We start from the raw sequence: 26,615 nt of genomic DNA, 5'->3' as shown, positions 1-26,615 counted from the left end.
GGTTGGTTCGTCTTTTTTTTCAAAAAAGTAACTAAAGTTGCAAATTAATGTTAGCGTATTAAGTAAGGACGGCAATTTTTGACTGATCACTATCATGGAAGACAAAGCGGAATCGAAGTATTTTTGGCTAATTGAACTGCTTGCGTATTGGCAAGGAAAAGTAAATAGTAAAGATCTTATTGATGCATTTTTTATAAGTGCTACACAGGCCAAGAAATATTTATCAGCTTACAATTCCCTTTATCCCTCACAGCTAATCTACAACCGTAGTGTGAAAGCGCATCAAACACAGACTGAATTCAACGCCCAATTTATATCTACTGATGTTGCCGAGTATTTAGATTGGCTAAACGGCTATCGCGCTAAAACGAGTAGCTCAAATCAATCTTCAATATCGACTGAATTGAAGATCCCTTCAAGGCGAGTAAGCCCCCAGGTAATGCGAGGGCTCATAGGTGCAATTAAACAACGGAGGCGCGTTGACGTTGAATACTTGTCACTGAACACGTCTTCGTTTGAAGATCGAGTAATTCAGCCTCATTCTCTCGTTAAAACTGGTTTACGTTGGCACTTGAGAGGGTATTGTGAGTATCGCTCTGAATTTCGTGATTTTGTATTAAGCCGTTTCCGCGGCACACCGTTGTTAATGGATCAAGCCACATTTTTTGAAAAAGATGATCCAGGTTGGAATACAGAAATCTTTTTGCGAATACAGCCCGATCCAAGGTTCTCAAAAGCGCAAAGCGCTGTTATTGAGCAAGACTATCAGATGAAGAACGGCGAATTACTGATTAAGATAAAGCCCGCATTAGCCCAATACTTGATTCAAGAAATGCGCGTAAGAACCGAGTTTCTAGCGAAAACACCTCAACAGCAGCAGCTTGTACTGGTAAACGAAAGCGACGTAAAAGAATGGCTATTCGGTAACTAGCCGATGTAAGCCCACACAATCGGTAAACTTAATTTACTGGTTTTATTTACCTTATTGTAGATGAGGTAGAAATATGGAAATGTACTTAAACAGTATTTTCCGAATATGAAGGAATAGCATGGATAAGGAACTACCTCCTTATTTTAGATATTGGGGTAAAGCTAAAAAAGACAGTGAGCAGTCGGGCGCAGATTATCACCTCTTGCCTTACCATTGTTTGGATGTGGCGGCTGTGTGTTATGAGTGGCTTGACACTGATACCAAGCTTGCTGGTGAATTAAGCGATTATTTGGCAATACCTCGAGATCAATTTAAATCCCTGATGAGCTTTTTTATGGCGATGCATGATCTGGGGAAATTTGCTTCTGCCTTTCAGGCTTTGTATTCAAGCGATTCAACAAAACTCATCTTGACCAATAGTCGAAAGAGCTACGACGGTTCGCATTATCGCCATGATAGGCTGGGTACCTGGTTTTGGCGAAAACTGCGCCAACAAATCTGTGAACGATGTACAGAAGGCCACGGATTAAATAGAAGACAGCTAAAGTATTTAACAAAGCCCTTAAATATCATCATGGATTGTATGTTGGGGCATCATGGTGTGCCGGTAGAGCTTGATGAACCGGGAATTGAAGGATTTACGGAAAGCCAAAATCTTAGTGCTTCAGAAGCATTTACTTTAGATCTAATCACACTGTTTCAACCAGAGTTTACCGAGGTCATGATCCAAAATGACTCAGACTGGCTTGTAAAACTAAAGCAAGTCAGCTGGCACATTGCAGGTATAGCAGTGCTGTGTGACTGGATAGGCTCAGATCAAGCCGACTTTCCTTATGTTTCAGACGAAATGCCGTTAGACATTTATTGGCAAACGGCCAAAAAGCAAGCCAAGAGGGCACTTGAAAGCAAGCAACTCATTCGGTCATTCAACGTTGCGCCATTCCTTTCGGTTGAGAATAGCTTTGGCTTTAGTCCAACACCTTTACAGAGTTGGGCTGAGAAAGTAGAGATCACAGATACTCCACAGCTATTCATACTCGAAGACGTGACAGGGGCGGGTAAAACAGAAGCAGCGCTCACATTAGCTCACCGGCTTATGGAAAAAGGTGTGGCGAGCGGCTTCTATTTTGGGTTACCCACAATGGCTACGTCCAATGCTATGTATAAACGGGTGACCGAACATTACCTTAGTATGTATGAATCAGTGGCAAAAAAGCCCAGTATTGTGTTGGCTCATGGCGCTCGAGAGATGAACCCGCTCTTTCAGCAAACGGTTATTACCTCAGGCAAAGATAACTCTGATTACAACGCAGAAGACAAAACCGCACTCGCAGAATGTCATAGATGGCTAGCCGACTCTCGAAAAAAAGCGCTGCTTGCGCCGGTAGGTGTCGGCACTATCGATCAGGCACTACTGGCGGTGCTACCCAAAAGACATCAATCACTAAGGCTTTTAGGGTTACACAATAAGGTGCTGGTTTTCGATGAGGTCCATGCAGCAGACGAATACATGTTTGAACTGCTGGAAGGATTACTAAAACTGCATTTACATCAAGGCGGTAGCGTTATTTTATTAACGGCCACATTACCCCTCAAACAGCGTAAGAAGCTGGTAGAAATATGGCAAGTGGCAACAGGGAGCGAAGTGATCTTACCCAAGAAAACCAGTTTCTCTGATTTTCCTCTTGCCACTCACGTTGCGCCCGGAACAAAAAATCCAGTTCAAGAACATACGATGCCAAGTCGGGAAGCAGTGAGTAGAGCTGTAACGGTGACCTTTCTCCATGATGAAGCGAGTTGTATTGAGCGCATTATCAACACCATAGAAAGTGGAGTCTGCGTAGTTTGGGTGCGAAATTCTGTTGATGATGCTTTAGCAGCATATTCAACTTTATCTACTCAAATGAGTAACCCCGATGATTGTATTTTATTTCATAGCCGGTTCACCCTAAATGATAGAAATCTTATCGAAGCAAAAGTTTTAAATGTATTCGGAAAGCACGCTGATGCAGGCTCTCGAGCCGGTAAGGTCCTAATAGCGACTCAGGTTTTTCAGGAAAGTTTGGATGCGGACTGTGATCTAATGATTTCTGATATTTGCCCAATTGATGATTTGATTCAGCGAGCCGGACGATTGCACCGGCATTCCCGAGATAAGCAGGGTAAGTTTACACCGGGTAAACCAGATCAGCGGGGTCAACCCGAATTAATTGTGCATGCACCACATTGGTCCGATAAGCCGGGTGAAGACTGGGTAAGACAAGACTTCAGAAATACCAGCTATGTATACCCATCGGCCGGCAGACTATGGCTGGGAATGAGAGAGTTGCTGAAATTAGGCACCATGCGCATGCCCGAGAATGCCAGACAGTTAATCGAAGCGGTGTATAGCGATGAAGGGAGAGAGCAAATTCCGGCCAGCTTAATTGCCCAGGAGCAAAGGGTTATGGGCGATGAAAGAGCGAGAGAAAATCAGGCATTTGCCAGAAAGCTCAACTGGGAAACGGGATATCAAATAACAAACCGTGGGCGCTGGGAAGAAGATGAGGTTGAAATTAATACCCGGCTCAGTGAGCGGGAAGAAGTGCAGATTGTGCTATTAAAAGTAGATGCGCAGGAACGGTTAACTTTTTGGTGCGAGCATAAACAGCATGCAATACAGTTAAGTACGCTGAAACTCGCAAAAAATAAGTACGCAGACAATTTAAGCCCAGTGCCGGAAAAATATCAGGAGCAATTGGATAAATTGATCGCGAAATACCCAGTGCTTAAATTCAAACAATGTTGGATACCAGAACAGGATGAACGCTTTGGTTACTCTCCAGTCTCTGGTTTTTATCAAAAAATCATCAAGGAAGAGTTATGAACCTACTCAAAGAGCCTTGGCTGTTGTTTAACGTGCAACAACCAGATGGAAGCATCGCTGAAAAAACGTTGCCGATAACCGCCATTGCAAAACCAGAAGTCATCGACTTTGCACTACCAAGGGCTGATTTTCAGGGCGCAGCCTATCAGTTTGCGATTGGGCTATTGCAAACCTGTTTCGCGCCTGATGATGAGTTCGAATGGAAAGATAACTATCTTGAACCACCAACAGAAGATGCCCTTCGGCCAGCTTTTTCCAAAGCAGAACATGCATTCAATGCCACAGGTGATGGCCCGCTTTTCATGCAAGACTTTGATAGTTTGGATGAGGCAAAGCCAACCTCAGTTTCGGGGTTACTCATCGAAGCGCCAGGTGGAAATGGCTTAAAGCTGAATACCGATCACTTTGTTAAAAGAGGGATTGGTGAAGTTATGTCTTTGCCTATGGCGGTTTTGGCGCTTTTTACTCTCCAGATAAATGCTCCTGCTGGTGGGCAGGGACATCGTACCGGACTTCGTGGTGGTGGCCCGCTTACTACCTTGGTAATGCCACAAAATGAAAACTCCCCGCTCTGGCAAAAACTGTGGTTAAACGTTGCGCCTAATGATGAACGTTACTCCGCCCCAGATTTACACAGTGACACTGTGTTCCCATGGTTAGGTAAAACTCGAGTCAGTGCAAAGAAGGGGAGCGAAACTTATCAGAAAGATGTGCACCCGCTACATATGTTCTGGTCGATGCCAAGACGCATAAGACTGATAGTCGAAGATGTTGCTGGCGAATGCAGTCTTACCGGAAAGTCTTGTAGCCAGCTGGTGAAACTCTATAAGACTCAGAATTATGGTGCCAATTATGCTGGCTCGTGGTCACACCCCCTTACACCGTATAAGCGTGACTTAAAAAAGCCGGACCAGGAAGATTTGTCTATAAAAGGTCAACCTGGCGGCATTACCTATAAGATCTGGGACGTACTCACACTGACGGGCTCACCCGATGGCGGCAAAACCCAGCAGATGTGTGCAAGTGTAGTTCGTTCTTTTAATCATCTGGTCAACGATGACATTTTAGAGGATGTAACGGCACAAGCCAGACTATGGGTTTTTGGCTACGACATGGACAACATGAAAGCACGTGGTTGGTACTCAGAAACCATGCCGCTTTTTCAGGTTCCATCGGCTAAGCAACAACACATTCTTGACTACATTAAACAACTTCAGACTATCGCTAATGATGCCCTTTGGCATTGTCGCAGCCAGATAAAATCGGCGTGGTTTGATAAACCCGGTGATGCAAAAGGGGATTTTAGTTTTATTGAAACCGCCTTTTGGCAACAAACTCAATCTGCGTTCTTCGCGGCCGTGCAGCAGTTGATGAGTAGTGATTCCCTGTACTTAACCTCAATGGAAGCAAAACAGTGGCTGTCCACTCTTAGGAATGTTGCGTTGTCTTTATTCGATGAATATGCGCTATCTGAACTGGGTTCTGAACGCACTATGGAGAAGCGAATTGGAGCAAGAAAAAACCTGTTAAAAGGGCTGTATTCAAAATCATTCAAAAAATTTGAAACGGAGCACCAAATTGAGCCGAATAAGGAGGCCAACTAATGAATAAAGAGCTACTTCAACGCGGGGTATCAACGGCACTTCGCTGGTGGAAATCTATGTATGCTAGCGCGAGTGAATTGAAAAAAGAGGGGATCCAGGCTGCTCCCACTGCATGGAAAGCCGAATTAAAAAGAGCTGAATCTATTGATGCGGTGTTGCTCTCACAAGGATTCAGAGCGCTTTGGTTATCGTTAAGTAGTGATATAACTGAAGGCAGTGACAAGCAAGTTAGCGAAAACATGCTTTGTTGGGCAGCGGTTGCCGGCGCTCTTGTTTCTGTGTCAGACAACCATACTGAAAGCTTTGCTAAATTAGCCGGGAGAAAGGGCGATGGGGATAAACCTGTGGTGAGTGAATTGCGTTTCGCTCAATTGCAACAGGCGCAAGCGCCAGAAGAGTTTTTACGTCGAATTAGGCGAATTTTAAAACAACTAAAAGGCAAAGCATCAGTAACGCAGTTAGCCAAAGATACCTGTTGTTGGTACCAGGAACTAACGTCAAATTATCCCCGAGAAGCTGACAAACGCATTGCGGTACGTTGGGCAATGGATTACTACCAGGCAAATTAAACATATACGCCTAAACAACTATTTTATGAAAAAAGGATTAATCAAATGAGCAAATTTATTCAACTTCACTTACTGACTTCATACGCACCCTCAAACTTAAACCGTGACGATCTCGGACGACCCAAAACAGCTAAAATGGGCGGGTTTGATCGATTACGTGTGAGCTCACAAAGTTTAAAGAGAAACTGGCGCGTTTCTGAGTTATTTGAAGAAGCCATGTCCGGTGAAATAGGCGTTCGCACCAAAAAGCTCGGTGAAGAGGTATTTAACATCATGATTGCTGGCGGCGTAAAAGAGAAGCAAGCAACGACCTGGGCTTCAGCTATTGCCGGAGTTTTTGGCAAAGTTAAAAAAGACAAGCCTTTAGAAATTGAGCAACTTGCACATATCAGTACAGCTGAAAAACTAGCTGTTTTGGCACTGGCAGAGCTACTTTGCAATGAACAGCGAGATCCAAGCTCTGAAGAATTGAAATTGTTAAAAGCAGACCGGACGTCTGTCGACATCGCCCTATTCGGCAGAATGTTGGCATCCAGCCCTGAGTTTAATGTCGAAGCGGCGTGTCAGGTTGCCCATTCAATCAGCGTTCATAAAGTGCTGGTAGAAGATGATTATTTTACCGCCGTTGACGATTTGAACGATGGTAAAACAGATGCTGGCTCAGCCCACATTGGTGAAGCAAACTTTGCGGCGGCGTTGTTTTATAGCTACATCTGCATTAACAAATCTCAACTAGTCGAAAACCTTGGTGGTAACGAAGCCTTGGCCGACAACGCCATAAAAGCATTGACCGAAGCTGCGGTAAAAGTCTCTCCCAAAGGCAAGCAAAACAGTTTCGCATCACGCGCGTATGCCAGTTATGTCATGGCTGAAGTTGGTGAACAACAACCACGGTCATTGTCAGTAGCATATCTTAGGCCGGTTCATGACGACGATATGGCTGATGCGGCGATTACTGCAATAGAAAAACAAGCGGCGAATTTTGATGCGGTTTACGGCAAGTGTGCGGATGCGCGTTACACAATTAACGCTGTGAAAGGTGAAGGTACGTTAAACGAACTATTAGATTTCGTTGCAAAGTAATTGGAGCGTAACAATGAAAGAATATTTAGTCTTTCGGCTCTACGGTCCAATGGCGAGTTGGGGCGTGCCAGCAGTGGGAGGAGATAGAGCCACGGCCATTGCTCCCACGCGTTCAGCATTATTAGGCTTGCTCGGTGCTGCATTGGGAATTACCACAGATAATGCTGAAAAACTCGAAGCGCTACAGCAAAGTGTTTCGTTTGGCGTGAAGCAATGTGTACCCAGCTCCATATTGCGAGATTATCATACCGCCCAGGTGCCGTCAGAAAAAAGAGGCGTGACCCATTTAACTCGTAAAAGCGAGCTAAGTGAAGCAAAATTAAATACGGTATTATCCAGCCGGGATTACCGCTGTGATGGGGTTTGGGTAGTGGCTGTTTGGTTAAGGGCTAACCCCCAAGTAGCTCTTTCAGCCATAAAGGCCGCGTTGGAAAAACCAGTATTTCCCCTCTACTTAGGGCGTAAATCTTGTCCTCTTAGTTTACCTCTTTCACCAAAGACTATTGAAACTGAGACGTTGCAGCAAGCCTTAGATACCGATTTTCCCCCCGTTGTTTCAGAACAATCAGACAAATATTGGTTTGGTGCTAACGGCTTCGTAACTTATTTTTGGGAGGGCAATGCGACGGAATTCGACGATGAACTCACCCAGTCTTACCAACCTTGGGATGAGCCTGTGCATCGTGGACGCTGGCAGTTTAAAAAGCGAACTATGCATCAATTAACATTGCGGGAGGCTAAATAATGTTTTTATCAAAAGTCACAATGGTATCGAGCCCGCAAACAGCCCAAGAATTAGCAAAGCTTCAACGCAACGGAGTTTACGCATCACACCAGTTAATATGGCAGTTATTTTCAAATGTTACAGAAAGATCTTTTCTGTATCGGGAAGAAATGGGTATAACGGGCATGCCGGAATTTTATGTTTTATCCAAAACTGAACCGCAAGCAAGCCTACCTATCTTTTCGTGTGTAACCAAAGTATTTGAGCCTAAATTAAAAAAAGGGCAACGGCTGTCATTCAAGCTGAGAGTTAATCCTACCGTTTGTGTAAAAGGTGAGGATGGAAAGCAGCGCCGCCATGATGTGATGATGCAGGCGAAGTATAACGTTAAAGACGAATTACCGGATGCACAAACGCTCAAGATGCATATGGAACAGGCTGCGATTAATTGGTTAAATAACGAGAAAAGGTTGGATGAATGGGGGATTACTCTGGATTTCCAACCGTCCATTGATGGCTATACCCAGCACAAGGTTCAGAAAAAACGTCATCAGATACAGTTTTCAAGCGTTGATTATCAGGGCATGTTAACAGTTCAAGACCCACTAAAATTCATTAATCAATACGCCAAGGGATTTGGCAGAGCCAAAGGAATGGGCTGCGGATTAATGATGATTAAACGAGCGTAAAAAACTAAACAGGGACGTTTATGAAACCCAAACTGCAAGCTCTTGAACAAACAATCGGAACCATGACCCAGGAAGGCGTGGAGTATATTTGTATTACAGATATTGCCCGGTTCAAAAATAAAGACCGAACCGGTGTGATAATCGGTAATTGGTTGCGGAACAGAAATACCATCGAGTTTTTAGGTATTTGGGAGCAACTCAATAAATCTCTTTTTAAAGTCATCCAATTCGATGACTTTAAAAAAGAAGGAGGGTTGAATAGTTTCACACTAACGCCCAAACAGTGGATAGAGAAAACCAATGCGATTGGACTCATTTCAAAGGCCGGTCGCTATGGAGGTACCTACGCACAAAAAGATATTGCTTTTGAGTTTGCCAGCTGGATTTCTGTTGAGTTTAAACTCTATTTGATTAAAGAGTTCCAACGTTTAAAAGAACAAGAGTTCGAACAACTTGGCTGGGATATTCGACGTAATCTCGCAAAAGTGAATTACCTGATCCATACCGATGCGGTAAAAGAGCACCTCATTCCGGAAACGCTAAATAACCAACAAATAGCCTGTGTATACGCCACCGAAGCAGATCTGCTAAATGTTGCACTTTTTGGTGTTACGGCTAAGCAATGGCGCGATAAAAACCCTCAGCTCAGCGGCAATATGCGCGATCACGCCAACATTCATCAACTTGTTTGTTCAGCTAATATGGAATCCATGAATGCCTATTTTATTCAGCAGGGCATTAAGCAATCAGAGAGGATTGTAAAACTGAACCAATTAGCCATTCAGCAAATGCAGGTCCTGATTGCAGCAAATACCTCCAAAAATCCATTATTAAAGGAGTAAATATGGCATTTATTCCACTTAAACCTATTCCTATTAAAGATCGCAATTCTATGATTTTCGTTGGGATGGGGCGAATCGACGTCAAAGATGGTGCGTTTGTGGTAATCGATGAGGTCAATGGCGAGCGCATGCACATTCCCGTGGGTTCGGTTGTATGCATAATGCTTGAGCCTGGCACTCGGGTATCTCATGCTGCGATAAAACTGGCAGCGCAAGTTGGTACTCTGTTAATTTGGGTCGGTGAAGCTGGGGTGAGGCTGTATGCCGCAGGTCAACCCGGTGGCGCACGGTCAGACAAATTGTTGTATCAAGCCAAACTGGCACTTGATGAGAACTTGCGATTGAAAGTGGTTCGTAAAATGTTTGAGCTACGATTTGGAGAACCTGCCCCAGAAAGACGAAGTGTAGATCAACTGCGCGGTATTGAAGGAGCACGCGTGCGTAAAACCTATGAACTGCTTGCTAAGCAGTATAGTGTTGAATGGCGAGGCCGAAAGTACGACCCCAAAGATTGGGATAAAGGCGATGTCGTTAATCAATGCATTAGCGCAGCCACGTCTTGTTTATATGGCGTAACCGAAGCAGCAATATTAGCCGCAGGGTACGCCCCTGCGATTGGGTTTATTCATTCAGGTAAGCCATTGTCATTCGTTTATGACATGGCTGATATAGTAAAATTCGAATCCGTAGTACCAGAAGCATTCAAAATAGCCTCGAAACGGCCTCGCAGTCCTGATAGAGAAGTGCGCGTTGCTTGCCGCAATATTTTCCGAGAAACCAAACTATTAAACCGCCTTATTCCTTTAATTGAAGACGTCTTGAGTGCTGGAGAGATAACTCCTCCTGAGCCCCCTAGGGATAGTCAACCACCGGTTATACCAGAGCCTAAGAATATCGGAAACGAAGGGCACAGAACGGGATAAGTATAATGACAATGTTAACTGTGGTGACAGAAGCTGTGCCCCCTAGATTGAGAGGACGGCTTGCTGTTTGGTTATTAGAAGTTAGAGCTGGTGTATACGTTGGGAATGTTTCAAGGCGAGTTCGCGAAATGATTTGGTATCAGATAACCGAGTTGGCTGATGAAGGAAATGCAGTAATGGCATGGGCAACCAATAATGAATCTGGCTTTGAATTTCAGACTTTCGGTGAAAATAGACGAGAACCTATTGACGTTGATGGACTAAGATTGGTCCGATTTTTACCTATTGATTCTGACCAAAATTCATAATTCTGTTCTTTAAAAAGTTGGTAGAATTTTAACTTTTATTTTTTCTTTTATAGATCAACTGTCTATAATTAGAGTGTTCCCCGTGCCCACGGGGATGAACCGCGCTGGAATCCCGCTTCACTCGCTTCAATCTCGTGTTCCCCGTGCCCACGGGGATGAACCGAATTGCGTGAAAAGTGGCACCAAAACAAATGGGTGTTCCCCGTGCCCACGGGGATGAACCGTGAAAGATCAACTTCAAGGTAAGCCCCCAGGTGTGTTCCCCGTGCCCACGGGGATGAACCGCCTTCCCCCTGCAGTGGCAGCAATAGCATCTGGTGTTCCCCGTGCCCACGGGGATGAACCGAGCTTCTATGTCTCTAGAGATGGCAGGAGGGCGTGTTCCCCGTGCCCACGGGGATGAACCGTAAAGATTGGCACCCAATTTAATGAGCGCCGCGTGTTCCCCGTGCCCACGGGGATGAACCGGCTATGGGGTTGCTTAGTAGGTATGTTGGTAAGTGTTCCCCGTGCCCACGGGGATGAACCGGGTCTCGCAATTTATCGCGCAAAATTAAAGAAGTGTTCCCCGTGCCCACGGGGATGAACCGTTGCGCCACAGGTTGGATTGACCGCTGACGCTGTGTTCCCCGTGCCCACGGGGATGAACCGGCTGGTCTGTTGATGGTACTGAGTTCAAAGTGGTGTTCCCCGTGCCCACGGGGATGAACCGTGTTAGAGGGTGGTTTAAATGAACATTTGCTAGTGTTCCCCGTGCCCACGGGGATGAACCGTTGACCGCCACCGAACCCAACAGTCGCTACGTGTGTTCCCCGTGCCCACGGGGATGAACCGGCTGGATGAATGGCCCCGTTACCATTTACGAAGTGTTCCCCGTGCCCACGGGGATGAACCGCTCAGGAAGTGGACGACCTGCCATACCGACCGGTGTTCCCCGTGCCCACGGGGATGAACCGCAGAAATGCAATGGTTCAACGTAACGCATGCAGTGTTCCCCGTGCCCACGGGGATGAACCGGCCATGACCTTGACGACATTGTTAAAACCAGCGTGTTCCCCGTGCCCACGGGGATGAACCGTCAAAACAGATTGACGGAATGGGCTTCGGCGGGTGTTCCCCGTGCCCACGGGGATGAACCGCTCGTATAAATTAGCTTTAGAATATTCAACAGGTGTTCCCCGTGCCCACGGGGATGAACCGAGATTAAACGAGGTATATTCAATAGTATGCCAGTGTTCCCCGTGCCCACGGGGATGAACCGCGGACCAAATATGGCATTTAACGTACTTTTAAGTGTTCCCCGTGCCCACGGGGATGAACCGCGCAACCAGCAGGAGAACGAACGACTTCTTCAGTGTTCCCCGTGCCCACGGGGATGAACCGCATGAGATACTTGAAGCGTGGTCCAGGCACCGGTGTTCCCCGTGCCCACGGGGATGAACCGTTGAATTGTCAGCAGGGTCAGGCTTGGAAGTTGTGTTCCCCGTGCCCACGGGGATGAACCGCGTAATGCCACTGTTAGTAGTTTCACGCCATTGTGTTCCCCGTGCCCACGGGGATGAACCGCGTTCCGTCACGCCTTATCCTTAAATCACTTAGTGTTCCCCGTGCCCACGGGGATGAACCGGTTTTTAAGTGTTCAATGCTGCCGCGTTCTGGGTGTTCCCCGTGCCCACGGGGATGAACCGTTCATCGAGTACCTTAGCGGTTTTCTTCCAAAGTGTTCCCCGTGCCCACGGGGATGAACCGTTATAAACGCCAGAGCCGTTATAAAGCCGGGCGTGTTCCCCGTGCCCACGGGGATGAACCGCGTCCAATCAACTCAGACCTACGTGAGTCTGGGTGTTCCCCGTGCCCACGGGGATGAACCGGGCTTGAATGGTGGTTGCGACCAATCGTGTGAGTGTTCCCCGTGCCCACGGGGATGAACCGGTTATCTGAAGCCGCTTCTTTTGTCCTAAGTGGTGTTCCCCGTGCCCACGGGGATGAACCGGAAAACTCCAGACACGTAAATGGCAGGACCAGGTGTTCCCCGTGCCCACGGGGATGAACCGCGTCGGGCTCTATTGAGGTGGGTGGTTCAGGAGTGTTCCCCGTGCCCACGGGGATGAACCGATAATGAACCACTTGAATCATATTTTTCAAGCGTGTTCCCCGTGCCCACGGGGATGAACCGCAACCAGCAGATAGTTTTAGCCAGGTCTATTAGTGTTCCCCGTGCCCACGGGGATGAACCGCCTGGCAACTGAATGGACTTTACAATGTCTTCGTGTTCCCCGTGCCCACGGGGATGAACCGTTTTAGCAAACTCCAGCGCTTCGTAATAGTTAGTGTTCCCCGTGCCCACGGGGATGAACCGGCGCGCCAAAAGAGTTCTGCAGCAGATTTTAGGTGTTCCCCGTGCCCACGGGGATGAACCGTGATCGCCGTTTCATCATCATGGTATTCAAGCGTGTTCCCCGTGCCCACGGGGATGAACCGCGCGAAGTAGAAGGCGAGTTAACCGTTAACAAGTGTTCCCCGTGCCCACGGGGATGAACCGCGAAACCGGCGCAAACCAGTAAGCGCCACACAGTGTTCCCCGTGCCCACGGGGATGAACCGCATCGGGAGATCCTTCGGGGCCTCTCTCTATTGTGTTCCCCGTGCCCACGGGGATGAACCGATTAGAAACAAGCGGCTCAATTACGTGAATATGTGTTCCCCGTGCCCACGGGGATGAACCGGGAGGCGTATATTTAAACCATACCAAGACGGTGTGTTCCCCGTGCCCACGGGGATGAACCGTTATTTAGTTGTAGCCAGGCTTTGATAGCTAAGTGTTCCCCGTGCCCACGGGGATGAACCGCGTTATGGAAGGAGTTAGAGGCGTGAAAGGCCGTGTTCCCCGTGCCCACGGGGATGAACCGATCAATGGATGCCTCAGCGAGTGTACAAAGGGGTGTTCCCCGTGCCCACGGGGATGAACCGTGTTCAGACTACTGGACCATTGAAGATGATGCGTGTTCCCCGTGCCCACGGGGATGAACCGGCAGTGATTAAACGCGAATATCACGTATGTGTGTGTTCCCCGTGCCCACGGGGATGAACCGTAGCATTTCCTCTTGCGGGCCTTTCTTTTTGCGTGTTCCCCGTGCCCACGGGGATGAACCGCGTACAGGTGAGACTCTTCGTGCCATTGAAAGGTGTTCCCCGTGCCCACGGGGATGAACCGCGCAACAGTGTTATGTTGTTACTTCAACCTGAGTGTTCCCCGTGCCCACGGGGATGAACCGGATATGGTTCGCTATAAAAAGGAGCCGAAATCGGTGTTCCCCGTGCCCACGGGGATGAACCGTCAGGCCAGCGTGTAGATGTTGGTGGCGGGTCGTGTTCCCCGTGCCCACGGGGATGAACCGTTTAGAGTTCATCAAAGATTTCCTGATTGAGAGTGTTCCCCGTGCCCACGGGGATGAACCACCTTCACTGTTCGAAAAAGCACTAAACAAGAGGGTCATATTTTGTCTCTGATTGCGTATAAATATTTGGTATATTCGCACTGCTTTATTCACAAAATGTGGTTGCAGAACTAGTCCTCTGGTGAGATTGGCGACTACAACTCCGAATACTAACGATGCAAAACAATGGGGGAGCTGTTCATCTAATGACCGAATCACAGACAGCCCCCCGATGCCCACTTCCCCTAAACTAAGACTGATTAAACTAACGATGCCAAGAACTTTGTAAAGGGCACGATATCTTGGTTGACGCTGGCAGCTTCCAACGCTTGCATATATTCGTCTCGTCGTTCGACGGGTACAATTGTCCAGGGATAGCCACCCGATGCCATCATTAAATTCATAACAAATCTTCCCATTCTGCCATTGCCATCAAAGTAAGGATGGATGTAGACGAAAATGAAGTGCCCCAGTACCACTCTGACGGCTGAATTTTTCTCCTCTGCGAGCAAGTCGAAGAGTATCGGCATCATATCGCGAACCGCTTCTCTACCTGGTGGAGTATGCATAGATTGACGAATATAGACTGGTCCTGTCCGGTAACCAGCCAAATCCGACTGCTTAATAATACCAGCAGCCACACTTGGGCCAAATAAAGCCAGATACCAATCGCTGTGTGTCTGTTCCAATACATCGCCAGCGTTCTTACCCTCTAATACCGCTAACACGGCTTTTTTAACTTCCTGAAATGCATTCCAGTAGCCTTTAGCGGCCATGGCATCTAAATGCCTTTTACTCTCGTCAGAACCTTCAGCTTGCCAATTACCAGAGCGAACCAGTTCAATCAATTCGTGAGTCACACGATAGCCTTCAATAGACAGTGAGTGGTATGCGTCTGTAACGTATTTGTCTTCCACTTCGGCCATATAGGTTTCGATGTCGACGCTTTGTTGTATTTGTTCAGGGAAGTGAGCGATAACACTTTCACGCATTTGTGCCCACTTTAACCTCATTCGATTAACATAGGGCGACACATCACGACGACCAAAGTTTACCTGCACTTTTTCTGCAAATGGATCTTCTTCCTGCACTTTAAAATCGGCCGCTTGCATGCCCTTTAAGATATTGTCAGCAATCAGATCCCGGCCGATATTTCTAAAGGCGCCCACTAAACGGCCAGCAATCACGCTGTGATTACCTGCAAGTAAAACGGATAGTACGTCGGATGCATCTGTCACCATCGATAAGGCAGTACGTATTTGGATAGGCGCATTTTGAAACTGGTTCGCCGAAGAGTAAACAAGTGCAGCCGCTAAGCTATAGACATTTAGCCCTTCCAAGTTTTCAATGTATTCTGTGGCTGGCATGTTCAACCTGACATCAAAAATGGAGGTGTTGTGTAAAAAGGCAGTAGGTTTATTATTGCCTTTAGGCGAGCGCACGAGTAATTGCTGAGGTACGGTTCTATCGCCGATGTGCAGGCTAATTGATTGTTCAGGTGAGAGGCACCAGGCATTGTCGAATCGCTGTGACAAATAAGCGCCGCAAAAGCCCCAGAAAGAAGTATACCAAGATGTACTGTCGCCCGGCTTTTCATCTGGCATCGCCGGTATGTACCAACCCCGAATGACCTCGCGAATAAACCCATGCTTCAATAGCCGCTCTCGATGTACTCTGCTAAGTTGCCTTGACTGGACGGCAACAGCCCCTGACTCTTGAAGTTGTTGTAACTGCTCGAGCGAATCTGCTAATTTTTGTGATATGTCATTCATGTTCGCTCCAACTATTACTCATAATAGTGACCAGCTATCAATCATTGTTTATAGGTTTTAGTGTTATATCACTTATAGGTTTTAATGTCTTTCAACTTATAGGTTTTGGTGTTTCTTTGGCTGTAGGTTTTAATGGTTCTACGTTTACGGCGTTTAGTTAGAAAGGAGGGCTACAGAATATGGGTTAAAGCCTATGGATACTAAATCACGAACGCTCTAGTAGCCTAAGCGCGATTGCTGCGGCCGATGTTTTGTTATCAACGCCCAGCTTTTTATAAATCTGCTCAAGGTGTTTATTTGCGGTACGTGGGCTCATGTCGAGAATTTGAGATATTTCCCAACTCGTTTTACCAAAAGAAATCCAATACAGCACTTCAGACTCTCGCTTAGTAATCGGTAACTTTTCCTGCAAGCAAAGGTGGGTTTTACTGGTGGGTGGCTCTACTATTTTAAATAGATGGTGCGGTGCTTGTACACCTAGATACTTTATTTGCAGTGGCGATGAGAAACTATGTATTGTTAATATCGACGATTCTTCTAAATTTTCACTTTGAAGCCATGGAGCCAGTTCTTTCGAAATGCTTGCCCAAGGGCTAGTATCCTCACCACATATCTTTTCGATAAATTGATGAACGTTAGGCGTAGCCCAGGATAACCGGCCTTCTGAGCTTACACAAAAAGTGTTACTACCTGTGCTATCTAGTGCACTTTGGGCGCTCAAGGCTATCTTTGCAGTTTGAATATGAGTTTTAATTCGAGCGATGACCTCATCGGGGGCAATGGGCTTTGTTACGTAATCGATACCGCCAGCGTCGAAACCTTTAACCACATCATCGATTTCGGTAAGGCCTGTCATAAAAATTATAGGTGTATTGGGGAGTGCTTCTTTCAGCTTCTTGCAGGTTTCAAAGCCGTCCATCTCGGGCATAACGGCATCCAAAAGTATTACATCAGGTTTTACTTTCTCTACAATGGCTAATGCTTGTACTCCATTTAACGCTACCAGAGCAGTAAAGCCTTGGGTATTTAACGCAACATTTAGCATCCCCAAAGACTCGGGGGAGTCATCGACAACTAGCACGACATCACTGATATTATTCATGAATACACTCACCTAAATATCTGATTATTTCTGGAAAGTTACATTGGGAAATATGTTGCTTTATATTTGATTCTACATCAGGGGAAAAATAATGATGGGTTTCTATTTCCGTTAGTTTGCTATTAAACCCAGATAAATACCCAATTTCAGCTAGTGTGATCAATTCCCTGTAGTGGTCAGATGTAACGGGCGTTCGTTGCTGCTTTTCTATCTGCGTTATGCTTTCGGTTTTATCGGGAGAATATTCCCAATTAAGTGCTAACAACTGCCCAATCTGATTGAATAAATTGTCCAAATTGAACGGCTTTGAAATATACCCGTTATGCAATTTTGTGTGAGCCGTATATTGCTCTAACTCACGAGCGTTTGCCGATACCATGAGTACGGGCATTAACCAATTATCCATCCGTAGTGTGGACAGCAGATCCCATCCACTTGCGTTAGACAGTTTTACATCTAGTGTAATTAAGTCGATGTGGTGACTTTCTAATTGAGAAAACGTTTTTTTCTCATTTTCCGCTAGCAACACAATAAAACCAAGTGGAGTTAATACATCTTTAAGCAACTGCTGTTGATGAGGCTCATTGTCTATCACCAGTATAGTTTTACGCGTGCCTGAGTATGCGCAAACATGTTGGCTATGATTTTCCGGCGTGGTTTGATTTTGAGTAATGCGTGGAAGCATTAAGCGCAAAGTAAAGGTTGAACCTTTCCCTAGTAAACTTTTGAAGCTAAGTTCACCGCCCATTAATTCGGTTAAAGAGCGAGATATCGTTAATCCTAACCCAGTGCCACCAATCGCCTGTGTATGGGTGTTTCTAATTTGCTCAAAGGGCTGAAAAATAGTTTCTTTATGCGCTTCGCTTATACCTGAGCCTGTATCTACAACGACAAAAATCGCGACTTCATTTCTATACTGAACATCGAATTTAACATGACCGGCCTCTGTATATTTGATGGCGTTAGAGATCAAATTAATCAATATTTGCCTAAGTCTTTGCTTATCACCAACCACTACATCGGGAAGCTTTGTACTGATGTTAGTGTGAAAATTGAGACCTTTGTTACTTGCCTGCAATTCAAACATATCGATGAGTTGTTTCAATATAGCTCTAATATTAAATTCATCTCGGTGAAGTGTTAGGCGGCCAGCTTCTATTTTTGATATTTCCAACAGTCCTTCAATCAAATTGGCAAGATGCTCCCCATTTCTTCGCATGATGCCCATAGTGTCTCGTTGTTTTTCACTTAAACTAACATCTTTACCTAATAGCTGTGAATAACCTAGCATCACATTTAATGGCGTTCGCAGCTCATGGCTTAGTCCCGCTAAATATCGGCTCTTGGCTTCATTTGCAGCCTCAGCAGCATTCTTTGCTTTTTCAAGCGCAATGGACGTTACTTCGTGGGCTCCTATTTCATCGGCCAAAGCTGACGCTTGGGAACGAAGTTCTTTAAGGGCTATTTTGTTAGCGTTTCTTGCTAAAACAAATAGCCAACTTAGTATGCCAACAATGATAGAGAGCAAGAAAAATATCTTAATTAGCATATCTGCAAAAAGGACATTTGCACCTGAGGTAGAAGGTACTTGAAGGTAAACTAAATATAGAATACTGGCGCTAACACAACTTAGCGCAAATGTTAGCGCTATAAACTGTGACATAGGGGTCGTTAAGGCTTTAAGAAGGTCGATACTTAAAAAACGATGAAAAAATATCTGTGACTGTGCAAAGAGCGTAGCTTCTGGCCTACAGATATCTCCACACTTCACATCTAATGAACAGCACAGCGAGCAGATGACCCCACTATATGCTGGACAAAAAGTAATATCCTCTTGCTCAAATTCATTTTCACAAATGCAACATACACAGCTGGTTTGTGTAATAGCTACTTTATTATCAACCAAATAGTATTTACCACCGGTGAGTTTTCCAATGACAGGAACTAAGATAAAAGGTAAGAAAAAGGCAAGGTAAGAGGCAAGAGCTTGAATTGTTTCACCATACCAGCCGTAATGGCCCGTTATACCGATGAAAGAAGATATGAACATTGCGCCAATTCCCACAGGATTAATGTCGTATAAGTGAGAACGTTTAAATTCAATGTGCTTGGGGCTAATGCCTAGCGGCTTATTTATTATTAAGTCAGCTACAACAGAACTTAGCCATGACAATACCAATACAGAATAAACGGATAACATGGTCTCTATCGTTTGGTATATACCTAACTCCATTAGCAATAGTGCGATGACTACATTGAACACGGTCCATATCACTCGACCGGGATGAGTGCGAGTTACACGAGAGAAAAAGTTAGACCATGCTAACGAGCCTGCATACGCATTGGCGACGTTAATTTTTAACTGAGAAATAACCACAAAGCTACAGGCAACGATAAGGCTTATAGTTGGGTTATCAAAAACTAAGCTAAAAGCTAGGTTATACATGTGTGCCGGGTCATCTGCCAAGTCAATATCCACACCTTGAGTAAGTGCAAAGTACGCTAGAAAAGACCCTAAAAATAATTTTAATGCGCCAAAAAAAATCCATCCAGGGCCAGCAGCTATCAAAGCTAACCACCATTTAAACCTGCCAGCTTTGGGTCTTTCCGGTAAAAATCTCAGAAAGTCTACCTGCTCACCAATTTGCGCAACTAGGGAAAGCAATATAGCGGATGCACTTCCGAATAAAAGTAAGTTGAAATTGCGTGCCTCGGTTTCATTTTCGCCAATTCCAGTAAAAGCAATCCAGTCTTTGAAGTTGCTGTCAGGGTGTTGAAACACGAAAAGGAGAGGCACTAATTGAAGTATTACCCAAATAGGCTGAGACCAAACCTGGAATCGGCTTATATAACTAATCCCATGCGTAACTAATGGAAGTACTAGCAATGCACTAATCACATACCCGATTGCTAAAGATATGCCAAATAGGATGTGCAAGGCCATCGCCATGATAGCGGCTTCAAGTGCGAAAAAAATGAACGTAAAAGAGGCGTAAATCAGTGAGGTTATAGTTGAGCCTATGTAACCAAATCCGGCCCCTCTGGTTAATAGGTCGATATCAACGCCGTATTTTGCCGCGTAGTAACTGATAGGCGTGCCGGTCAAAAATACAACAAGCACCACAGACAATATCGCCCATGCCACGTTAATGAACCCAAAATTAATTGTGGCGGCACCACCAATAGCTTCTAGTACGAGAAAAGAAACAATCCCGAGGGCAGTTCCTGCAACCTTATTCAAAGACCACTTTCGAGCTTTCTTCGCGGTAAAACGCAAAGCGAAATCTTCCATCATTTCATTCGCAACAAGTTTATTGTAACTGCGTCGGGTCGGAATTATTTTTTGATTAGATTGCATTTTAAAGTGCTACGTTTTTTTGAGTTATTACAAAGAAATACATTATTTATCAACGAACTTTCGTTGTTTAGATCTTCCCATCTTACATAAGTTAAACCACTTAACCATGCGTATTTATACGTAGGTGGTTGCGTGCTTTTGCGCATTCTTTTCATTGCATTCAAAACTCATAATGAACGTGTTGGAAATAAACACAATAAATAGAGCTCACTGACCATGTGCTGATTACTTTAATAAAGGAATGCAAATGAAACTAGCCCAAACATTAAAACCAGCCGCGGCCGTTGGATTTATCGCTTTGAGTCTCACAGGTACGGCGCACGCGGACGATAAATTTAAATTAACTGACAGTCTTTCGGTTACTGGCTTTATTGATATGTCGTGGTCGTCAGTTGACGTTGAAGGAGTTGGCACCGAACAGTCATCCGGTTTAGATCAATTCGAAATAGATTTTCTTTATAGTTTTGACAGTAAGTTTTCAGCGCAAGTTGACTTGGAATACCAAGACAACGGAACTGGAGAGGAAGTCGACATTGAACAAGCTTTTATTTCCTACGCAGTATCAGAAAATTTTAGTGTAAAAGCAGGACGTTTTCTTAGTTATACAGGTTGGGAAACGGAAGAACCAACGGGTCTCTATCAGTACTCAGGAACTGGCTATGCCGCATACTTTTACGGTGGTTATCAGCAGGGAGTTTCAGGTTTTTACAAGGGAAATGGCTACCAAGTTGCCTTGTCATTGGTTAACGATTTAGGGGACTTAGAAGGTGAGAACAGGGATACAGATCATCCTGCGTTTGAAGCAATGTTAGCAGTTACGCCCACTGAAGCCACAATTGCAAAAGCTTTTTATTCAAGCGACAAGCTCGACGGAACAGATGAAACTACCACACTGGTAAATTTGTGGGCCGCGTATATAGAAGGCTCTCTCACCCTTGCCGTTGAATATAACACTTCAGAAAACGCTCCAGCTTATGCCTATCGCTATGGCATCGATTCAGAAGCCTCTGGTTACTTAATCATGGGCAATTACGCAATGAACGATTTTGCTATTACTTTACGTTATCACGACTATGCAATCGATGATGCAAGTGGCGCAGAAGTAGAAGATGGCAGCGCTATCACGATTGCACCAAGCTATACCTTTACCAAAAACCTATGGGTGGTATTTGAATACCGAATGGGTGAACAAAATGGGGTAGATGTAGACCTTATGGCCCTTGAAGCACTAGTTACTTTCTAAGCTAATTCAATCACATTGATAAAAGGAATACTCAAATGAAATTTAAAAAGATCGCCCTCGCCAGCACAATTATAGTTAGTACATTTTGCTCTCAAATCGTGTTAGCGGCAGATACTATTAAAGTAGGTGTACTACATTCGCTGTCGGGCACCATGGCAATATCAGAAACAACATTGAAAGACACAGTGTTGATGATGATTGAAGAACAGAATAAAGCGGGCGGTATCCTGGGTAAAAAGCTAGAAGCTGTGGTAGTTGACCCCGCGTCAAACTGGCCGCTGTTTGCAGAAAAAACTCGGGAGTTACTGGCACAGGAAAAGGTCGATGTGATTTTCGGTTGCTGGACGTCAGTGTCAAGAAAATCCGTATTGCCCGTAATTGAAGAGCTCAACGGCTTGTTGTTCTACCCTGTGCAATACGAAGGGGAAGAGTCTTCGAAGAATGTGTTCTACACAGGCGCAGCGCCTAACCAGCAAGCTATACCAGCGGTAGATTATTTAATGAATGATATCGGTGCTACTCGTTGGGTTCTAGCAGGAACTGATTATGTATACCCACGCACGACAAACAAGATATTAAAAGAGTATCTGAATGCGAAAGGCGTTAAAGACGAAGACATTCTTATTAACTACACCCCATTTGGTCATTCTGACTGGCAAGGTATTGTTTCTGAGATCAAAAAGTTCGGCTCAACAGGCAAGAAGACTGCTGTGGTTTCTACAATTAACGGCGATGCGAACATTCCATTTTACAAAGAATTAGGCAACCAAGGCATTTCTGCAGAAGATATTCCAGTGGTGGCATTCTCTGTAGGTGAAGAAGAGCTTTCGGGCTTTGATGCAGCGCCTCTTGTTGGACATCTTGCTGCTTGGAATTACTTCCAAAGTGTTGAATCAGATGAAAATGATGAATTTATCGAAGGTTGGCAACGCTACATTGGTGATGATGAACGTGTAACGAATGACCCAATGGAAGCAACTTATATTGGCTTCAAAATGTGGGCAAAAGCGGTAGAAAAAGCAGGCACTACAGATGTAGACGAAGTAGAGCAAGCGATGATCGGTATCGCAGTGCCAAATCTCACAGGAAGCATTGCAGTTATGAATGCAAACCATCACCTATCGAAGCCCGTGCTAATTGGCGAAATTCAAGAAGATGGTCAATTTGAAGTGGTTTGGGAAACACCAGATACAGTGATTGGTGATGCGTGGTCAGACTTTCTACCGAGTTCAAAAAACCTCATGTCGGACTGGACTGCACCACTTCGTTGCGGAAATTTTGATGTGACGACAGGTAAATGCTCGGGTTAGAAGGTTTAAAGAATGGGTAAACCTGGCTACTGACATACAAGTAGCCAGCCTCCATGACGTTAAGAGCCTGAATCCCAAACGTACTTTAAATAGAGTGTATTTACCACTGTTAGTACAAGAGCATCTAGAAGCGGCTTAAACGTTGTGCATTAAGCTTTGTATAAGAGGAATATAAGATGATTCGAACGCACACCCGGTGGGTTAGTTGGTTATTCATCTGCTTAATATGCTTGTGTAAAGCACCTGTATATGCACAAACAGCAGATGTTCAGACCGTTCAACCTAGCAATGAGAATGACGCTGCACTTTATTCACTCGCAGCTAAATTGCCAAGCGCGAAGTTGAACCAAATGGAATCTTTGGTAACAGAAATTAGCCAAGTTCTTCACCCAAAAACCCGAGAAATATTGTCACTAGTGTTGAACGGTGACTTGTACTATATCAAATCAAATAGGCTGCTTGTTGCCGCTATAAAGGTAGGTAAAGAGTACGAACTAACTGATGTATTGCATGACTCAGAACTCGCATCGGTTAAAAAGTCGAAAATTAGAAAGGTACGCACAAACAACCGACTGCGGGGTTTAATCCGAAGTGCTATCGCTGTACTAGACTTAAATTCCCCTAATAAGGATGTACGTCTACAAGCCGTAAAGCAGTTACTCGACAATCCGTCCACGATGGGGTTAGACGCTATCACGCTACGGCTTGATAAAGAAGAAGACCCAGAAGTGTCAGAATTAATGAATGTGGTGCTTTCATTAAACCAGCTAAAAACGGGTGAGCATCAAGCCAAACTAGTTGCTGTTAGTGATTTAGAAAGTAGTCTGCAGCCTGAAGTGCGAAATACCATGGCAAATATATTAAGGGAATTGCCACAAAGTCAGCGCAATGCGCAAGAAGCAGAACTAGCTGCGGCGCTCAATGAAGTCATTAAAAATATAGACGCAAAGCGCAGCCGCTACGGATTTATTGAAAATGTATTTTTTGGATTAAGTTTAGGCTCAGTATTATTGTTAGCTGCAATTGGCTTAGCAATTACTTTTGGCGTGATGGGTGTAATTAACATGGCGCACGGCGAAATGATTATGCTGGGCGCTTATACTACATATGTCATACAAATTACTTTTCCGTCCCTTATCGAATATTCGCTATTAATGGCTATTCCCGCTGCCTTTTTAGTTTCGGGGTTTGTGGGGGTATTAATTGAGCGAGGCGTAATTCGCTTCTTAAAAGGGCGCCCGTTAGAGACATTATTAGCTACGTTCGGCGTATCTTTAATACTTCAGCAATTAGTGCGTACGGTTTTTTCTCCACTTAATAGACAGGTGCAGGCGCCTGAATGGATGACGGGATCTTGGGTTATAAATCCCGTCTTTTCGTTAACCTACAATCGGCTATACATCATTATATTTTCGCTCGTTGTGTTTTTTACACTGATGTTAATCCTTAAAAAATCATCATTAGGTTTGCACGTTCGCGCTGTATCACAAAACAGGGACATGGCACGCGCGCTTAGTATAAAAAGTGACTGGGTAGATGCTGCTACCTTTGGTTTAGGTTCGGGTATTGCGGGTGTAGCGGGTGTAGTGCTTAGTCAATTGACCAACGTCGGACCAAACCTAGGTCAGGCCTACATTATCGATTCATTTTTAGTCGTTGTATTTGGTGGAGTAGGCAACTTGTGGGGAACGTTAGTTGCGGCTATGTCACTCGGTACAATTAATAAATTTCTTGAACCTATTACGGGGTCTGTGCTGGCAAATATTATCGTGCTGGTAGGCTTGGTATTGTTTATCCAAAAACGTCCGAAAGGCTTATTCCCACAAAAGGGTAGGAGCGCAGACTAATGACTATTTTATCAAACGTTTTTCAAGAGAAGTTTAAAGCGCTAAGCAACCTTCATGTAGTGGTGAGCGTCTTATTTCTATCAACGGCTTACGTAACTTTTTGTAATCTGGTTTTCGCTGACGGTGCTTTGTTACACGTTAGTGACTACACAGTAAGTCTTTTAGGAAAGTATTTGTGCTATGCACTTTTGGCCTTAGCCGTAGACCTAGTATGGGGTTACTGTGGCGTGCTTAGCTTAGGGCACGGAGCCTTTTTTACACTCGGTGGGTACGCCATGGGCATGTATCTTATGCGCCAAATTGGTGACAGAGGTGTTTATGGTAATCCCGACCTTCCAGATTTCATGGTTTTTCTAAATTGGACGGAAATTCCTTGGTTTTGGGCGGGAAGTAGCAGTGCAATTTGGATGGTTGTGATGGTGTTTCTAGGGCCTGGGTTGCTTGCCTTTATTTTTGGAACACTGGCATTTAGATCGCGAGTAAGTGGGGTGTATCTATCTATTATGACTCAAGCAATGACATACGCGTTGATGTTGGCCTTTTTTAGAAATGAAATGGGATTTGGTGGCAATAATGGACTAACCGATTTTAAAGAAATATTTAGTTTCTCTTTGCAAAACCCCAGTACCAAACTTGCGTTATTTGTTGCTACAGCTATTGCATTAGCAGTTGGTTACGCCATTAGTCACTTTATAGTTTCTTCAAAAATGGGAAGAGTTATTACCGCTACGCGAGATGCAGAAAGCCGCGTTCGTTTCGTAGGATATAAGCCAGAGCATTATAAAGTATGGATATTCGTTGTATCTGCAATGCTAGCCGGTTTAGCTGGTGCCCTTTATGTTCCGCAAGTTGGCATTATAAATCCTGGTGAGTTTTCTCCGCTCAACTCAATAGAAATGGTGGTGTGGGTTGCGATTGGCGGACGCTGCACTCTTTATGGTGCGATCATCGGAGCTATTGTAGTGAGTTACGCGAAAACCCGATTCACCGCTATTATGCCAGAAGCTTGGCTTTTCGCTCTCGGAGGCCTATTTGTATTGGTCACGCTGTTACTTCCAAAGGGTATAGCCGGTTTGCTACCTAATATCTTCGACAAACTATCAATGTTTAATAGTGGGCCTACAACGTCAAAAGAAGAAGCACCCTACCATGTAGGTAGTAAAAAGGAATTAGAATGATGACTACTCAAACTACTAAGAGTCCTCAATTTGCTAATAAAGCTCCGCAGCTAGTTGGCAAGCACCCAGATACGCGCCATGGTGTAATTCTATACGTTGAAGATGTAAACCTAAGTTTTGATGGTTTTAAGGCGCTTAACAACTTGAACCTCTATATCAACAAAGGTGAATTACGATGCCTGATAGGGGCGAACGGTGCGGGCAAAACCACGTTAATGGATGTTATTACAGGGAAGACGCGGCCTGATTCGGGCAAAGTTAATTTCGGACAGAATATAGACTTACTTGGTATGGATGAGTCTGAAATCGCGTTGGCAGGTATTGGGCGTAAATTTCAAAAGCCTACCGTGTTTGAAGCCTTAAGTGTATTTGAGAATATAGAGTTGAGTTTGGCTGGTGACAAAGGTATTTGGGCATCTTTGTTTCATAAACTTTCCCCAGAGCAAAAAGACAGCATTGATAACATCCTGCGAACTATAGGGTTAGTAAATGAAGCCTATTATCCCGCAGGCCGATTGTCCCATGGGCAAAAGCAATGGCTTGAAATAGGTATGTTATTGGCTGCCGATCCCAAATTGCTATTAGTTGATGAGCCAGTAGCAGGCATGACGGGGCAAGAAACGGAACGCACCGCTGAACTTCTAACATCATTAGCGGGCGAACGCTCAGTGGTGGTAGTCGAGCATGATATGGCGTTTGTTCGCTCAATTGCTCGCCAAGTTACTGTGCTGCATCAAGGCTCTGTACTTGCGGAAGGTACCATGAATGATATCCAGTCGAACCCAGAAGTTATTCGAGTATATTTAGGCGAAGAAACTGATCATTAAGCA

General features: G+C 44.9%; 18 protein-coding genes and 1 CRISPR repeat array. Of the genes, 15 read left to right on the top strand and 3 right to left on the bottom strand.

Annotated features, from left to right (window positions below):
- Positions 1–94: 94 nt before the first annotated feature.
- The 10 genes from MADE_RS14245 to cas2e all read left to right on the top strand — a co-directional run bounded on the left by MADE_RS14245 (position 95) and on the right by cas2e (position 10,539).
- Positions 95–931, top strand: a complete 837-nt coding sequence (locus tag MADE_RS14245; protein ID WP_012519310.1) for a BrxR family helix-turn-helix transcriptional regulator — start codon at positions 95–97, stop codon at positions 929–931.
- 118 nt (positions 932–1,049) lie between these two features.
- A complete protein-coding gene (locus tag MADE_RS14240) occupies positions 1,050–3,797 on the top strand; it encodes a CRISPR-associated helicase/endonuclease Cas3 (protein WP_012519309.1) in 2,748 nt (915 codons plus the stop codon).
- The gene (gene casA / locus MADE_RS14235) at positions 3,794–5,401 is read left to right on the top strand and encodes a type I-E CRISPR-associated protein Cse1/CasA (RefSeq protein WP_012519308.1); all 1,608 of its coding nucleotides are present in this window, start codon (positions 3,794–3,796) and stop codon (positions 5,399–5,401) included. Before MADE_RS14240 ends, casA begins: the two co-directional genes overlap by 4 nt.
- Complete coding sequence (gene casB / locus MADE_RS14230) at positions 5,401–5,970, top strand: type I-E CRISPR-associated protein Cse2/CasB (RefSeq protein ID WP_012519307.1); 570 nt, start codon at positions 5,401–5,403, stop codon at positions 5,968–5,970. The genes casA and casB overlap by 1 nt, the downstream gene beginning before the upstream one ends.
- A gap of 45 nt (positions 5,971–6,015) precedes the next feature.
- Positions 6,016–7,053 carry a type I-E CRISPR-associated protein Cas7/Cse4/CasC gene (cas7e, locus tag MADE_RS14225; protein WP_012519306.1) on the top strand — a complete coding sequence of 346 codons (1,038 nt, stop codon included), beginning with the start codon at positions 6,016–6,018 and terminating at the stop codon, positions 7,051–7,053.
- 13 nt (positions 7,054–7,066) lie between these two features.
- A complete protein-coding gene (gene cas5e / locus MADE_RS14220) occupies positions 7,067–7,798 on the top strand; it encodes a type I-E CRISPR-associated protein Cas5/CasD (protein WP_012519305.1) in 732 nt (243 codons plus the stop codon).
- Complete coding sequence (cas6e, locus tag MADE_RS14215; RefSeq protein ID WP_012519304.1) at positions 7,798–8,466, top strand: type I-E CRISPR-associated protein Cas6/Cse3/CasE; 669 nt, start codon at positions 7,798–7,800, stop codon at positions 8,464–8,466. Before cas5e ends, cas6e begins: the two co-directional genes overlap by 1 nt.
- A 20-nt stretch (positions 8,467–8,486) precedes the next feature.
- The gene (locus tag MADE_RS14210; RefSeq protein WP_012519303.1) at positions 8,487–9,308 is read left to right on the top strand and encodes a KilA-N domain-containing protein; all 822 of its coding nucleotides are present in this window, start codon (positions 8,487–8,489) and stop codon (positions 9,306–9,308) included.
- Between the two features lie 2 nt (positions 9,309–9,310).
- Positions 9,311–10,231: a type I-E CRISPR-associated endonuclease Cas1e gene (cas1e, locus tag MADE_RS14205; protein ID WP_012519302.1), complete on the top strand. Its 921-nt coding sequence runs from the start codon at positions 9,311–9,313 to the stop codon at positions 10,229–10,231.
- A 5-nt stretch (positions 10,232–10,236) separates the two neighbouring features.
- Complete coding sequence (cas2e, locus tag MADE_RS14200) at positions 10,237–10,539, top strand: type I-E CRISPR-associated endoribonuclease Cas2e (RefSeq protein WP_012519301.1); 303 nt, start codon at positions 10,237–10,239, stop codon at positions 10,537–10,539.
- Positions 10,540–10,612: 73 nt separating this feature from the next.
- Positions 10,613–13,997: a CRISPR direct-repeat array (repeat unit 29 nt; unit sequence GTGTTCCCCGTGCCCACGGGGATGAACCG).
- Positions 13,998–14,235: 238 nt separating this feature from the next.
- On the opposite strand, the gene MADE_RS14195 is transcribed toward cas2e, so the two are convergent.
- From MADE_RS14195 to MADE_RS14185, 3 genes are all read right to left on the bottom strand, one after another.
- Complete coding sequence (locus tag MADE_RS14195; protein WP_012519294.1) at positions 14,236–15,747, bottom strand: Fic family protein; 1,512 nt, start codon at positions 15,745–15,747, stop codon at positions 14,236–14,238.
- 205 nt (positions 15,748–15,952) lie between these two features.
- Positions 15,953–16,849 (bottom strand): response regulator transcription factor, encoded by an 897-nt coding sequence (locus MADE_RS14190; RefSeq protein ID WP_012519293.1) that lies wholly within the window; start codon positions 16,847–16,849, stop codon positions 15,953–15,955.
- On the bottom strand, positions 16,842–20,207 hold the full coding sequence (locus MADE_RS14185; protein WP_012519292.1) for a hybrid sensor histidine kinase/response regulator: 3,366 nt from the start codon (positions 20,205–20,207) through the stop codon (positions 16,842–16,844). Before MADE_RS14185 ends, MADE_RS14190 begins: the two co-directional genes overlap by 8 nt.
- A 247-nt stretch (positions 20,208–20,454) precedes the next feature.
- Between MADE_RS14185 and MADE_RS14180 the strand changes: the two genes are divergently transcribed.
- The 5 genes from MADE_RS14180 (at position 20,455) to urtD (ending at position 26,612) form a co-directional block, all read left to right on the top strand.
- Positions 20,455–21,450 (top strand): outer membrane beta-barrel protein, encoded by a 996-nt coding sequence (locus MADE_RS14180; RefSeq protein WP_012519291.1) that lies wholly within the window; start codon positions 20,455–20,457, stop codon positions 21,448–21,450.
- Positions 21,451–21,485: 35 nt separating this feature from the next.
- Positions 21,486–22,760 (top strand): urea ABC transporter substrate-binding protein, encoded by a 1,275-nt coding sequence (urtA, locus tag MADE_RS14175; RefSeq protein ID WP_020744081.1) that lies wholly within the window; start codon positions 21,486–21,488, stop codon positions 22,758–22,760.
- 176 nt (positions 22,761–22,936) lie between these two features.
- Positions 22,937–24,607: an urea ABC transporter permease subunit UrtB gene (urtB, locus tag MADE_RS14170; RefSeq protein ID WP_012519289.1), complete on the top strand. Its 1,671-nt coding sequence runs from the start codon at positions 22,937–22,939 to the stop codon at positions 24,605–24,607.
- Positions 24,607–25,785 (top strand): urea ABC transporter permease subunit UrtC, encoded by a 1,179-nt coding sequence (urtC, locus tag MADE_RS14165; RefSeq protein WP_012519288.1) that lies wholly within the window; start codon positions 24,607–24,609, stop codon positions 25,783–25,785. Before urtB ends, urtC begins: the two co-directional genes overlap by 1 nt.
- Complete coding sequence (gene urtD, locus MADE_RS14160; protein WP_012519287.1) at positions 25,785–26,612, top strand: urea ABC transporter ATP-binding protein UrtD; 828 nt, start codon at positions 25,785–25,787, stop codon at positions 26,610–26,612. The genes urtC and urtD overlap by 1 nt, the downstream gene beginning before the upstream one ends.
- Positions 26,613–26,615: the final 3 nt, after the last annotated feature.

The organism is Alteromonas mediterranea DE, from assembly GCF_000020585.3.
In the GTDB taxonomy this organism is placed as follows: domain Bacteria; phylum Pseudomonadota; class Gammaproteobacteria; order Enterobacterales; family Alteromonadaceae; genus Alteromonas; species Alteromonas mediterranea.
The sequence above is the reverse complement of the archived record's forward strand: the minus strand, read 5'-3'. Positions and strand labels throughout refer to the sequence as shown.